Source organism: Fibrobacter sp., assembly GCF_045131395.1.
In the GTDB taxonomy this organism is placed as follows: domain Bacteria; phylum Fibrobacterota; class Fibrobacteria; order Fibrobacterales; family Fibrobacteraceae; genus Fibrobacter.
Map to the genome: position 1 here is coordinate 467,344 of NZ_JBGUQY010000046.1, position 13,499 is coordinate 480,842.

Below are 13,499 nucleotides of genomic sequence, written 5' to 3' on the forward strand. Positions count from 1 at the left end.
TCTAAACATGAATTTATTTAAGTTTTTTACGGGCTCTATCGCCCTGTTCGCTCTTTGTGCTTGCGACGGGAATGAATTTACACTCTCGTTCAACACTCAAAATGCTCCTCAGCAGACCTATTTCCTCGAATCTTCCCTGAATGCCATTCTTCCGGCAATGGATTCCGTATCCGCAACGCCTGAAGCCATGAACACTCATTTGGAAGTTCGCGCCACCAATTCGCTTTTGACGGCATACGATGACGGTTCGGCCAAGTTCCAGCTGAAAATCGATTCCGTGGACTACAAGTCCGATAAGCGTACGGTGGAAGAGTTCAGCAGCATGGAACGCTACATGTCCACGGAGCATTTCCAGTTCAAGATGGGTAAAGACGGTGCCATCCGCGATGCGGTTATCGAAGATTCCGTGATGCTTGGGACCGAGGCCTTGGACCTTATCCGTCTTTTCCTCAAGGTGCAGCCCCTTTTGCCGGGCAAGCCGGTCAAGCTGGGTGAAACTTGGGAACGTCCTGTGGAAATTCCGGGCAATTCGGGCAAGACCATGGTGTACAAGTCCTTTACCCTGGAAGACCATTACGTTCATGACGGAATCCAGATGGCCAAGATCGGCATGAACCTGAAGTACAAGGAAGTGGCGGATTCGACCTCTGACCTGCGTATGGAAAGCAAGGGCTTTATCGTGGGCACGGGAACGATTCTGTTCGATATGACCAATGGTGTGATTTCTAGCGTGAAGATGGAAGTGACCGGCGACCTGAGTGTAAATGACATCGTTGCCGACAACGTGATTCCTGACATGCATGTGATCCAAAAAATTAAACTGAGGAGTGAATTTTGATTCTAGGCTTTAAGAAATGGTCGGGGTTAGCCTTAACGACGCTCCTGTTTGCATATGCTGCCGTTGCGGGGGAGATGCCTTTCCCTTCTATCGAAAACGGCAAGGTGAAACTGGTAGTGGCGGATAGCCCTTATTTGTTGGAACAGGGTGCCGTTTTTTCGGCGAAGGACACTTTGGAAATTGAACCGGGTGTCACTGTGCTCATGGGTGAGTATGCGAAGCTGATGTTCCGCGGCTCTGTGAAGATTATCGGTACCGAAGCGGCTCCTGTGGTCTTTAAGAGTGCCGATTCCGTCAAAAGCTGGAACGGCGTGCACTTCGTGTCTGCCAACCGTCCCTTTGAAATCAAGAACTTGATTATCGAAAACGCCTTCCGCAATACGGTGTTCCGTTCCAAGGGCATTTTTGAAAACGTGAAGTTCGTGAACAACTACTACGGTCTCTGGATCGACGACGTGCCCGAAGTATTCCTGGCCCGTTGCGAATTCTTGCGCAACCGTTTCGCCCTTTCCATTCGTGCAGGACAGGTGGTTGCTGCCGATACAAAGATCAACGATAACGTTTACGGCCTTTACCTGGAACCGGGTGGAAAGTTCGATGGCGACATGGCTTTGATCAAGGATAACCTTGAAGCCGATGTGCGCAACGAAGCCGAAGAACTTGCTGCTCAGGGCAAGCGCGTGAACAGGAACATCTGGCACCGTATCGAAACGGCTTTCTAGGGAGCTTTAGTGCAAGAGGCTTTTCGCAGATCCATTCGCAAGATGACGGACAGCAGTGTCCGTCTTTCGGTGCGCCCGAACCGTTCCACCATGATGGCGACTCTTTCCCAGTCCATGATGGTGACATGGTCGATTGTGCTGCACGAGCATTTGGATGCCATGCTGAACGATCCTGCGGTAAACGTGGGAACTACGGAACTGATTTCTTTCAGCGAAACCGCCTGGAAGTTGGCTGATTCCAGTTTCCCCCAGATTATAGCTGACGCCAATAAGCTCTATGACGAATTCCGCACCAAGTGGATGCAGCGTTTTTCTACTGACGAAGTGATGCGCCTGCTGCTGGAAGGCGGCGACTTCTTGCATCACGACGAGGAGAAGGGCTGGGCGCTGACAGTCAAGAACAACAAGCAAGACATTAACGCCTTCTACTCGGCGACCATTCACCTGCTGGTGAGCGATGCCGAACCGTTGTTCGTCCGCATGCACGGCCGCGTGATGCAGTTGCAAGAAAAGCTCTGCAAGTACTGGCACTCCGAAAGCGCCGTGGATGCGGTTTCCAAACTGCTCCCCAGTTTGGAAGCGTCGCTCCGCGATAAGGAAAACGCTCTGGTGGTTTCGCTCCGTAGCTCTCTGAACGCCTTGGCGAAGAAACGCTTTGCCGCAGCCTTCAACACCAAGAACCCGGCCCATTACTACAGTTCGGCAGCCTCTTGTGCCCGCAATGTGGGCCGCTACTGGAATCCGCACTACGCTTACGAAAACGGCTTCCTGGCATTTACTGATGACTTTTGTGATTACGCCCGTGGCCTTACCCTTCAGGTGATTGAATGGTACCAGAGCAAGTGGGCGTTATTCTTGCGCGGGTTCTCCCGCGGTCAATTGAATCTATTTGAGGTGAAAACATGAAAAACTCGTTCCATGTCATTTTAGCTCTTACCATTGTGGGACTTTTGGCCCTGGTGATTGCCGCCTTCTATTTCGGCGCGCCGCTCTTTGGCTGGGTCATTATGGCGGCTATCTTTGCCGTATTTATCATTGAACAACTCAGTGCCATCAAGACTTTAAAGCTGATTCAAAAAGAAAATTTCATCTTGGAAAATCCGCCCAGCGAATGGGCTAGTCTCGGTGGCGAAGGTGTTGTGGGCAAGCGCATGGCTCTGGCTTATCACTTGCTCGGCTGCAAGATCCGTCTCGATTCTCCGATGGCCTACGAAGTGCTTTCCAACAGCGTTGCCGTCACGGTTCCCAAGAGTGCCGGCGGTACGGTGATTCTTCTGGGCTTGATGGGTACCTTCTTTGGCCTTATGTATTCCGTGGCAACGGCCGGCGGTGCTATCGATAACTCCACGACTCAGGGCACCCTCGATACGATCCAGATGTTGTTCCAGGGAATGAAGGGCATTTTCGGTACCAGCCTTTGTGGCTTGTTTGCCGCTCTCGTGCTCAATGCTTCCCGCTCGATCATTATCAATGAACGCGAACGTTTTGTCTCCAGGCTTGATTTCTACACCCTGAAGCTGCAGGGCGATTATGAAGAAGGCTGCGATGCTGTCGAAGAAAACAAGAATGAACTGGAACGCCTCTTCGACTCCGTCGAAAAGAATTTGTCTGTAGTCACCTCCTCCGTGAAGGATGGCCTCTCCGGCGTTGTCGCCATGGTGGGCGATGAACTTTCCGCCGTTACCGCCAAGCTCAATGATTCCCTGGCCAATGTCTCGACGAACATGAACAAGGCTGTGGAAAACTTGGGCCCCTCGGTCAAGGATTCTCTGGCCGGAGCCTTTACTCCCATGGAACAGAACATCAAGACTCTTTCTGCTTCTGTGGAATCGATTCCGTCAAAGCTGGACGAAAAGCTGAACGGCATTTCTACGACTCTCAAGGCTTCTCTTGAAGGTGTTTCCAACAATGTGGAAACCGCACTTTCCAAGGTGGCTTCCGACGTGAAGGCTGGCCTGGATGGCGTCGCCTCTGCTACGGAATCCGCAATGAACGATTCTACGAAGAATGTGGCTGCCGCCGTGGCCGATCAGGTCAAGCAGTCCGGCGAACAGTGGAATGCCTTCATGGAACGTCTCTCCGCCGAAACCAGCGCCAATGTGGACAGCCAGAAAGAAGGCCTCGAAACCCTCAAGAACGTGGCGCTCCAGGTGGCCGAAAAGGCTCAGGCCGGTTCTGCAGAACTCAGCAATTCTGTGGCCGAAAAGCTCTCGGCACTATCTACCGATATTCTCGGCGCCTTCCAGAAGCTCTCCGAAACTTCTGCCGTGCTGCTTGAAGCCCAGAAGGCTCTCACCGAAAGCATCGACAACCGCGTCGTCAAAGAAAAGGAAGCTACCGACGCTCTGGGCGGAAACATTGTGGAAACCGCAGAACTCATGCGCGTGAACCAGTCCGAACTCAGCGCGAACCTGGAAATGCTCCGCGCCGGCCTCGAAACCATTCTCGAAAAGCTCTCTGGCGATACTGCCGAACGCGACGACGAAGAAAGCTTTGTGGAACACCTCAACCAGTCTCTGGAAGCCTTCCACGAACGCGCCAGCGAAGTGCTTATGGAAAACGCCGTCAAGACGCAGGAAATCTTGCTGGAAGTCTTGGAACAGACTCAACGCTCTGCTGTTCAGCAGCCTAAGGTCGAGGGCTAAGCATGCGCTTCAAGAAAGACGAAAACAGCAATCCTTGGATGGCGTACACGGACTTGGGTGTTGCCCTGGTTTCGTTGTTCATCCTTGCGTTTGTGGCCATGGCTACCCTTAAGGAACAGAAGGCCGAAGACCTGACCCGTACCGAAGAAGAAGTCCTGAGCTGTCAGGAACAGATGCGTAAGATTGCGGCCGAACGCAACGCGCTTTTGTCCAAGAGCTTGCAGACCTCTATTGAAGCGGGCCTTATCGCCCTAGAAGATGGCAAGATCCAGATTCAGGCTAGCTTTCTTTTCCCGATTAACGGTGCCGACCTTACCAAGGAAGGCGAGGGCGTGATTCGTGGAATCAGCAAGGGCCTTTTGGAAGCTCTTGATTCTACCGACGTAATCATGGTGAGCGGTTTCACCGACGATACTCCGGTGAAGTCCAAGACTTACACCAACTGGAACCTTTCTACCGAACGCGCCGTAAACGTGGTCAAGACCCTGATTGCACAGGGTTTCCCGCCTGACAGGCTCTTTGCCGCAGGCTTTGGCGAACACATGCCCAAGTATCCTAACGACAGCGAAGAACACCGCCGCCTGAACCGCCGCGTAGAAATCGGTGTGACCCCGCTCCAGAAGGTGGAAAAACAGTAGCGCTTGTCATGAGCGTAGCGAACCCGTCTATTTTAGAAGTTTATTGATTAAGTATGCAAGAACGCCTAGATACCATTCGCCAGAACATTGATGCTATCCGCAAGAGCGGAAAGCTTTCTCATTGGCGTATGGTCTATGCCGAAAACCTGCTGAATCGCGCAGGCGAATACGTAGCAGTGGACAGGCTCCCGGAAGCAAGCCGCGTGGCCGATAAGCTGGAACGCTGGATCAAGACCCATACGCCGCGTACAGACAAGTCCGACAGGTTCTCTGAAAATCCCATGGTGTTCTGGAACGGGGACTTGCTTTTGTCCATGTCTGCCAAGTTGAAGCAGACCCTTGTAGAAAAGCGCCAATTGGTTCCTGCTACGGAAAGGGATTCTACTCTCCGTCGGTTGACCCTTGTAGAAGATTGGATTCGTGAAGGGAAACTGTTGCAGGCCCACGATGAACTTTTGGCCCTCCGTACCGCCCTCATTGCCCGATTGAGGCGTAGTTTCCGTGCGCGCCTGGTGGCAACGGACCTTTATCGAGGAACGGCATCGGTGCCGGCAGGGAGCCTGGTGGGCCCCTATAATGCCCTGCACACCCTAGAAGAGACCTTCCATGTGGTGGGCGAGCGCGACCCGATTTGGATTGAAGACTTCCTCGAAATTTACAACGACTTGTTCCGTGTGGTGGAACGCCTCGTTCCTCAAGACAAAAAGTGACACGTAGTGTCATCCTGAGCTTGTCGAAGGATCTAAAAAAAGAACTCCCGAAGGAGTTCTTTTAAATTTTATTATCGGGCAATTTAGAAACCGATACTCAGCTGGCCCATGTAGATTCGTTCTTCGTCTTGGCCGGTGTAGTAACCCAGTTCTTCGGCCCAGGTGGCGAATTCAACTGTAATGAAGCGCAGGGCTTCGATAGCGAAACCGGCAGCGGGGTAGCCGCCCTTGAAACCGCCCGAAAGGCGCAGTGCTAGTGCTCGGAAGGCGGTGCTGTAGCCGGGCCATGCCAATAGGGTCTGTTCCACTTCAAGACCCATGTTCAAGTGGGAGAAGGGCTTGTAGTTGTTTTGCCCGTTGAATGCGTCTGCGTAGTCTAGGGCGATATTGAACTTTCTGCCAAAGCCCATGTTTCTGTTGAAGAAACGGGGGCTGTAGTTTATACCAGCGGTAAGGTTCGGCGTAATCTTGTCACCGGCCAGTTCCTTGAAGTAGATATCGCGAAGCGACATACCGAGACGAAGTTCGCGGGTGAGTTGGTAAAGGACGCCCAGGTCGATACCTGCAGAGACTTCGTCGAAGTCGAAGATTTCGTCTGCTGCATCATGGTAGCGGTCTTCCAGGGTATCCTGGATGTTGTCATAATTGGCCATGTTGATCTGGACGCTTTCTACCTTATGGCGCTTGGCGAACTTGATGCCGATACCTGCAGAGAATTCATCGGTGAATCCGTAGGCGGTACCCAGCTGAGCCACACCGTCGATATAGAAGGTGTCGATGACGATCTGGGGAACAATCAATCCTGCGTCCATATAGGGAGCCACGTTTCCGTCGATCCAGATAGCGCCACCGAAGTTGTGAAATGCCATTTCGGCGTCCATCTTGACTTTCATGGTAAGGTACTTGTGGTCGTAGCTGTTCATCTTATGGATGAGTTCGGGATGGCTTGCGAGGGAGTCCAGGAGAACATTGGATTCTTTTAGGCCATTTTCCTTTGCGACCTTGCTTGCGCGGTTATAGATTTTCTGAACATCCTTTGCGACGTTGTAGGTCGAAAAGTAGGTCTCGAAGGGGCCTGCTCCGCCAAGGTTCAAGCGCATATCGCCCAGGTTACGGGGATAGTAACCCTGTTCGGGGCGCATATCGTAATTGCCCAGTCGGTTAATCTGGTTCAAACCGGCATAGTTGAAGTAGATGGCTTCCTTGTCGTCTACAAGGGCTACGTGGGCATTACCCATAGCTTCGGCACGTATAGAGCGGTGCGTCGGCGCTTTAGCCGCAAAAGAGGTTGCTACAAAAGTAAGCGTCAAAAGGACAAGAAGCTTTTTCATTACTTGTTCCTCCCTTCAAACCATTTCTTGAACGAATCTTCGGTGTAATTGAGCCAACAGCCACCCACCATCTGCTTGCGGTCTTCCAAGGAATATGTCAGGTTGTTGTAGTCCGTATCTGCGGCAATTTTGCGCTTTCTTTCCTTCAAGCCTTCGACTCCGCCTTCCGTGTTCCAGTAAATGTCCTTGGTGAAGTTCAGCTTGTGGTTGCCGTTCGCAACGCGGTCCGCGTAGTTCTTGTAGATGAATCCCCATTCGCGGTCTTGTTCGTCGGGGTCGTCGGCTACGGTAACACCGTTCATGTCGATATCGATGGTCTTGTATTTTTCGTTGGGACCGGCAGACTTGATGACACGAATATCCTTGACGCTCGTTTTCTTGAGCTTGATGTTCTTCATGATGATGACATCGTCATACTGGATTGCGTTGGTCTTGTCGTTTATGTCTTCGTCGATTTCGCCATCGCCGTCGTTGTCTTCGCCATCGTAGAGTTCTTCGTCAATGCAACCGTCTCCGTCATCGTCAAGGATGTCGCTGTAGCCCAGTTGGCCGATAATGATGTTCATTGTCTTGGTTTGCTTGTCGCCATCATTGTTTTCAATGGTAGTTTCTTGAGAAAGGGCGGAACACATACCCTTGACTGCATCGTTTTTGGCATCCTTGGTCAAGTAGTCGCCACCTTCGAAACCCTGCAAGTAGTCTTCGAATAAGGAGGACATGCTTTCCGGGTTTTCTTCACAGGTGTTAAATACTTCGTGGAATGCTTCGACTGTTTCGACGGGGTCTTTTTTGAAATCGTTAAGAATTGTCTTCATGCTACAGTCACCGTTGACCGCTGCGGTAGAGTTCTTGTCGGCGCATTCCGTGGGCATCTTTTTCTTGAGAACAAGCATGGTCTTCATCATTTGGATAACCATGTAGCCGTCTGCGATGTACTTGTAGGTAATTTTTCCGTCGGTTTTATTGTTCTTGTCCAGTTCGATAAACTGTGCGGCAATGATGCTTACCGAATCGACAGCTTCTTTAAGGGGAATAGCGATTGAATCGGGCAGGTTGGCAAATGGGACGGTTGTATTGTCGGAATCGCGATTTGTATTCACGTACTTGAGCAATGTGAATACGTTTGTTTCTCTACTGGTGTTCAGCTTGCGGTTGAGCACGGATTTCATGAGGCCGAGCCATGCTTCGGAGTGAGCCGAGTCTGCATCGATGGCTTTTTTGAAGTATTCTTCGGCTTCGCTATACTCGTTATTGCGGAATTTGATGTAGCCTTCGTAGGTGAGGGCGTCGGCATCGTCGTCCTTGATGTTGACGCTTTCGGTGGGGTTGAAAATGTTGCACCCGGCAATGCCTAATGTAAGCATGAGTGCCGAAGCCCACAAAAACTTGGATTTAAGTACGTTTTTCATTACACTATTCCCATTTTCCTAAAAGATAACATTATTCTTACAAAAAGAATTCTTCAATCTGTTTTTTGCGTAGTTTTTTGTAAATCTTTCGTTTTTTGTGGCTTTTTTGGAGCCTTTTTTTGGATGTTGTTAAAATATCTATCTTTGTGGTATGGAATCTTATCGAGAGTATTTTCCGACGAAGGCATTTCGCTTGGCCGAAATGCGTCTTGCTACCCTTTTGAGGGCGGAAAGGGATCGTTTGGACGCCATTGCTGCGTCTTTAGGACGTGAATCCGCGATAGGATCGGATAACTTGCTGCAGGAACTCCCGAAAATCATGGAGTTTACCCGGGAATATCACAAGCTGTTTTCTCAATATTTGGATGCGGTTCTTCCTCAACAGCCGCGCCCGATCCAGTGTAGGCCCGCCTGCGGAAATTGTTGCCACCATTATCCCATGTCGGTGGAACCCTTTGAACTGCTGACTTTGTATTGCGACCTCCGGGGGCGGAATGACCTGTTGGATATTATGGAAGCCTGTCAGGTAAGGTCGTCGCTTTTCAGCAAGTTTTTTGAGGCGAGACGGGCCGAAGGGGCTGCCCCCGACCAGATGGATATGGACGATTACGCCGAAGACAAGGCTCTGCACGATTACTTTAGCGCCTGGAACCCTTGCCCCTTCTCTGACAAGAAGGGGGATTGCACGGTGTATCCGTTGCGCCCGGTGTCTTGCCGCATGTATTTTAGCGAGACGGACCCCAAGTTCTGTACGCCGGAGCATTTGCAGACTCCCGAAAACGATAGCTATATTGTGTATCTGCCCGACAGTATCGAAGATGCTGTATACGGAATTTCGGAACATTATGCCCTTTTGGATTTGCCGGAAAGCTACTTTGGCGGACTTTTGGCGGTGAACCGTTTCGAAGGCCTGATTGGCGGTAACTGAGAATGAATTTGTTTGGAATGCAACTGGACCTGTTCGGGAATAATTCCGATGCTCCCGAGAAACCGGCAAAGCCGAAAGTGCCGGCTTCGGTATCCCAGAATGGCCTGGTGCATTTCAAGTACAATTCCCAGTTAAAGAAGAGCATCCGTTGCAAGGGGGGAGTGCTGTTTGGTCACCCCGAGGTAATTTTGCCTGCCTACATGAAGGAGCCCGAGTTTGCCCAGGCTCGCGAACTGGCGGCCGAGTGGGCCGAACATGCCATACGCCGCAAGACGGCAAAGAACAAGGCCGTTATCAAGGACCTAGTTTCGCGCTTTTGGACGCTGGTGGAACAGATTCTCTCGGACCGTGGAGATGAATCCCTTTCGAGTAAGGGGAGGCTTCCGCCCATTAAGCCCCAGGGCAAGTACCATAACTTGAACGATGTGCTTGCCGCTATCAATAGCACCTATTTTGAAGATAAATTAACTTGCCGCATCACGTGGAGTAATCGCGTGGGTGGACTCAGTTTCCATTCGGTTCGCCAAGATCCCGTGACCGGCGAGGAATTCCACCTGATCAGCATTAGCAAGGGTTACGATGCAGCCAATTGCCCGGAATATGCCGTGGCCGGAGTGGTGTATCACGAATGCCTGCATATTGCCATTCCCGTAGAAGTCAAGAACGGTAGGCGGGTGGTGCACGGGCGCAACTTTAGGCGTCGCGAACGCCAGTACATCTATTACGACGAATGGATCCAGTGGCATAATCAGGTCTTGCCCCAGAATATCCGCAAGATGCGCCGCCACGGCGAACTTTGATTTTTCTACATTTGTCCTCGTAAAAATTAACAAGGACCAAATTATGGCAATGCAAGACATGAATGACCAGGTTCAGGCTCGCCTCGCGAAGCTTGACAAGTTTAAGGAAATGGGTGTGGAGGCTTATCCGCACAAGTTCAACCGTACGCATGATTCCAAGGTTTTGAAAGAAAACAAGGCTGCCTTGATGGCCTCTGGCGAAGAAATCGCTTTCGCCGGCCGTGTGGTTCGCTTTAACCGCAAGGGTAAAATGTGCTTCATGCACCTGAAGGACCGTTACGGTCGCTTGCAGGTGGTGGTGGCCCGCGACGAAGTGGGCGAAGAAAACTACGAAGTCGTGAAGATGACCGACCTGGGTGACTTTATCGGTGTGAACGGTACCATGTTCGAAACCCAGACGGGTGAATACTCCGTGCACGTGAAGAAGGTGACCATGCTTTCTAAGGCTGTGCGTCCGCTTCCGGTGGCCAAGGAAAAGGTTGACGAAAACGGCAACAAGGTGGTGTTCAACGAATTTGCCGACGTGGATACCCGTTACCGCCAGCGTTATATCGACATGGCCTTGAACGACGACGTGAAGGAAGTCTTCATCAAGCGTTCCAAGATTATGCAGGCTATCCGTGAATACCTCATCGAAAAGGGTTTCATCGAAGTCGAAACCCCGACGCTCCAGCCGATTTACGGCGGTGCCAACGCCCGTCCGTTCACCACGCACCACAACGCTTGCGACATGACGCTCTACCTGCGCGTGGCTCCAGAACTTTACCTGAAACGCTGCATCGTGGGTGGCATGGAAAAGGTGTTCGAATTCTCGAAGAACTTCCGTAACGAAGGTATGGACCGCACCCATAGCCCGGAATTCACCGGTCTCGAATTCTACGAAGCCTATGCCGACTACAACGACATGATGGTCCACTTCGAAAACATTTACGAACGCGCCTGCGTGGCCGCCAACGGCACCACCAAGATTGAATACCAGGGCAAGGAAATCGACTTCAAGGCTCCGTGGCCCCGCTACAGCATGATCGAAGCCATCGAAAAGTTCGGCGGCCTCAAGGTCAATGAAATGAGCGACGACGAAATCAAGGCCAAGATGGAAGAACTGGGTGGCCACCTGGACGGCGAATTCAGCCGCGGCCGCGGTATCCTCGAACTGTTCGAGCTCACCGTGGAAGACAAGCTCATCCAGCCGACCTTCATCAAGGATATGCCGACCGAAAGTACTCCGCTCTGCAAGAAGCACCGTACCATCGAAGGCCTTATCGAACAGTTCGAGCCCTACGCTAACGGCTGGGAACTGGGCAACGCCTATACCGAACTTAATGACCCCATCCGTCAGCGTGAGCTCCTGGAAGACCAGGTGCGCCGCGGCCGCGGTGGCGAAGGCGAAACCCACCCCATGGACGAAAACTTCATGCACGCCATCGAATCCGGCTTGCCGCCTACCGGTGGTGTGGGCTTCGGTATCGACCGTATGGTCATGCTGCTCACCAACCAGCAGACCATCCGCGACGTGCAGCTCTTCCCGCTCATGAAGCCGGAGACCTAATTATCGATGAATAAATTGGAATGGCTCATTGCCTGGCGTTACCTAGGGGCTCAACGTAAGAGTCTCTTCGTTTCGCTTATCGGCATCTTCAGTATGCTTGGCGTTTCTATCGGCGTGTTTGCGCTGGTTGTGGCGCTTGCTGCGGTAAATGGTTTCGAAGAAGAAGTCACTGCGCAGATGATTGGTAAAGACGCCCACTTCGAAGTGATGGCTTACAATGGCGATTTTATTGCGCCTTACGATAGCCTCATTAAAGAAGTCCGCGACCACGATTACCGGGTGGTAGCCTCGTCTCCGTTTATTATTTACAAGGTGGGAGTCAGTTCCAAGAAGGTTAACGACGGCATTGTCATTTACGGCATTGACGCCGAAACCGCAAAGGGCGTGACCGATATCCACAAGTACATCAAGTGGGGTAACTACTCGGTCGATAGCCTCGAAGATTTGAGCGGAACCTTGCGCCCAGGAATCATTCTGGGCTCGGGTCTTGCCAATAGGCTTCGTGTGGTGGTCGGCGATAAGCTGGTGCTGCAGACCTTCCAGAGCCCTGACGCCATGGTTACAAGCGGTGGCCCGAAAATGATGATGTGCGTGGTGAGCGGCATCTTTGAAACGGGTACCTACGAATACGACGGAAACCTGGCTTATGTGGGCATTCCTGAATTGCAGAAACTGCTTGGCTTAGACGATGTGGTGACTGGAATCCAGTTCCGCCTGAACAACCATTGGCTCGCCGGTGAAGCGGTGGATAGCTTGGCCTCCTGGCTGAGTTACCCGTACTATGCCATGGACTGGAAGACGAAAAATATCACGCTTCTCAAGTGGATGAACTACGAAAAGTTCATCGTGGCGGCTGTGATTTGCCTGATCATCCTTGTGGCTGCATTCAACATCATCAGCTCCCTGATCATGGTGGTCATTGACAAGACCAAGGAAATCGGAATTTTGCGCAGCATGGGCTTTAGCAAGGCGGGCGTCATGCGCGTCTTTATGCTCATGGGTAGCTTTATTGGCGTGGGTGGAACCATCGTGGGTGGAACCATCGGCCTTGTACTTTGCAAGCTGCAAGAGGCTTACCACTTTATCAAGCTGCCGGGCGATGTCTACGTGATTCCGTACTTCCCGATTTCGGTGCACATTCTTGATGTAGTTTTGATTTTTGTAATCGGCATTGCGCTTTGTGTCTTGGCGACCCTGTTGCCGGCATGGAAGGCTAGCCGTCTCGATCCGGTGGGGGCCATTAGACATGAGTAGTTTGCTTGAAACGGTTGACCTCCGTCGTGAATTCTCCGAGACGGGAGAAAAGCTTGAAATCCTGAAGGGCGTGAACTTCTCCATGGAAGAAGGGGAGTTGGTTGCCCTCACGGGATCTTCGGGTTCGGGCAAGTCCACTTTCTTGAATCTGGTGGGCATGCTGGATACGCCGACCTCTGGTGAAATTCTTTTCAAGGGCAAGGCCCTTTCCAAGTTCAACGATGCGGAACGGGACCGCTACCACCGCGTGCAGGTGGGTTTCGTGTTTCAGTTCCATCACTTGCTGAGCGAATTTACTGCCATCGAGAACGTTTGCGTGCCGGGCCGCGTTCTTGGAACTTCTGAGAAGGAATGCAGGGAACGTGCCGCCATGCTTCTGGAAACGGTGGGTCTGAAGGATCGCTTGAAGCATTTGCCGCGAGAACTCTCCGGCGGTGAACGCCAGCGTGTGGCCATTGCCCGCGCCCTCATGAACCATCCGGATTTGGTGCTGGCTGATGAACCCAGCGGTAACTTGGACGAGGCCAATTCTGCGATGCTGAATGAATTGATTGGTGAACTCAACGAAAAGTTTAATCAGGCTTTCTTGATTGTGACTCACGACGAAAAATTGGCTAGTTTTGCAAAACGCCGTGTGGTGATGCACGGTGGAGTCATTCAATAGCTTAAGGAGAA

Annotated in this window: 13 protein-coding genes; 11 read left to right on the forward strand and 2 right to left on the reverse strand. The window is 51.7% G+C overall.

Annotated features, from left to right (window positions below):
• Positions 1 to 7: 7 nt before the first annotated feature.
• The 6 genes from ACJMNB_RS13210 (at position 8) to ACJMNB_RS13235 (ending at position 5,553) form a co-directional block, all read left to right on the forward strand.
• Positions 8 to 838 (forward strand): hypothetical protein, encoded by an 831-nt coding sequence (locus tag ACJMNB_RS13210; RefSeq protein ID WP_405343249.1) that lies wholly within the window; start codon positions 8 to 10, stop codon positions 836 to 838.
• 74 nt (positions 839 to 912) lie between these two features.
• Positions 913 to 1,560, forward strand: coding sequence for a hypothetical protein (locus ACJMNB_RS13215; protein ID WP_405343251.1), 648 nt, complete (start codon positions 913 to 915; stop codon positions 1,558 to 1,560).
• A 9-nt stretch (positions 1,561 to 1,569) separates the two neighbouring features.
• A complete protein-coding gene (locus tag ACJMNB_RS13220) occupies positions 1,570 to 2,466 on the forward strand; it encodes a hypothetical protein (protein ID WP_405343253.1) in 897 nt (298 codons plus the stop codon).
• Positions 2,463 to 4,205, forward strand: coding sequence for a fimbrial protein (locus ACJMNB_RS13225; protein ID WP_405343255.1), 1,743 nt, complete (start codon positions 2,463 to 2,465; stop codon positions 4,203 to 4,205). Before ACJMNB_RS13220 ends, ACJMNB_RS13225 begins: the two co-directional genes overlap by 4 nt.
• Before the next feature lie 2 nt (positions 4,206 to 4,207).
• Positions 4,208 to 4,843 (forward strand): flagellar motor protein MotB, encoded by a 636-nt coding sequence (locus tag ACJMNB_RS13230; RefSeq protein ID WP_405343257.1) that lies wholly within the window; start codon positions 4,208 to 4,210, stop codon positions 4,841 to 4,843.
• A 53-nt stretch (positions 4,844 to 4,896) separates the two neighbouring features.
• Positions 4,897 to 5,553, forward strand: coding sequence for a hypothetical protein (locus tag ACJMNB_RS13235; RefSeq protein WP_405343259.1), 657 nt, complete (start codon positions 4,897 to 4,899; stop codon positions 5,551 to 5,553).
• Positions 5,554 to 5,636: 83 nt separating this feature from the next.
• Here the strand turns inward: ACJMNB_RS13235 and ACJMNB_RS13240 are convergent, their stop codons facing one another.
• Entirely contained in the window at positions 5,637 to 6,884 is a 1,248-nt protein-coding gene (locus ACJMNB_RS13240) for a hypothetical protein (protein WP_405343261.1), read from the reverse strand.
• Positions 6,884 to 8,293, reverse strand: coding sequence for a tetratricopeptide repeat protein (locus tag ACJMNB_RS13245; protein ID WP_405343263.1), 1,410 nt, complete (start codon positions 8,291 to 8,293; stop codon positions 6,884 to 6,886). Before ACJMNB_RS13245 ends, ACJMNB_RS13240 begins: the two co-directional genes overlap by 1 nt.
• Positions 8,294 to 8,444: 151 nt before the next feature.
• Here ACJMNB_RS13245 and ACJMNB_RS13250 point away from each other — a divergent pair, with 151 nt between their 5' ends.
• From ACJMNB_RS13250 to ACJMNB_RS13270, 5 genes are read left to right on the forward strand one after another with little or no spacing between them, the layout of a single operon-like run.
• Complete coding sequence (locus tag ACJMNB_RS13250) at positions 8,445 to 9,221, forward strand: YkgJ family cysteine cluster protein (protein ID WP_405343265.1); 777 nt, start codon at positions 8,445 to 8,447, stop codon at positions 9,219 to 9,221.
• Positions 9,222 to 9,223: 2 nt separating this feature from the next.
• Positions 9,224 to 10,021, forward strand: a complete 798-nt coding sequence (locus ACJMNB_RS13255; RefSeq protein WP_405343267.1) for a SprT-like domain-containing protein — start codon at positions 9,224 to 9,226, stop codon at positions 10,019 to 10,021.
• A 43-nt stretch (positions 10,022 to 10,064) separates the two neighbouring features.
• Positions 10,065 to 11,570, forward strand: a complete 1,506-nt coding sequence (gene lysS / locus ACJMNB_RS13260) for a lysine--tRNA ligase (RefSeq protein WP_405343269.1) — start codon at positions 10,065 to 10,067, stop codon at positions 11,568 to 11,570.
• A 6-nt stretch (positions 11,571 to 11,576) separates the two neighbouring features.
• The gene (locus tag ACJMNB_RS13265) at positions 11,577 to 12,824 is read left to right on the forward strand and encodes an FtsX-like permease family protein (protein WP_405343271.1); all 1,248 of its coding nucleotides are present in this window, start codon (positions 11,577 to 11,579) and stop codon (positions 12,822 to 12,824) included.
• The gene (locus ACJMNB_RS13270) at positions 12,817 to 13,488 is read left to right on the forward strand and encodes an ABC transporter ATP-binding protein (protein WP_405343275.1); all 672 of its coding nucleotides are present in this window, start codon (positions 12,817 to 12,819) and stop codon (positions 13,486 to 13,488) included. Before ACJMNB_RS13265 ends, ACJMNB_RS13270 begins: the two co-directional genes overlap by 8 nt.
• The last annotated feature ends 11 nt before the right edge of the window (positions 13,489 to 13,499 follow it).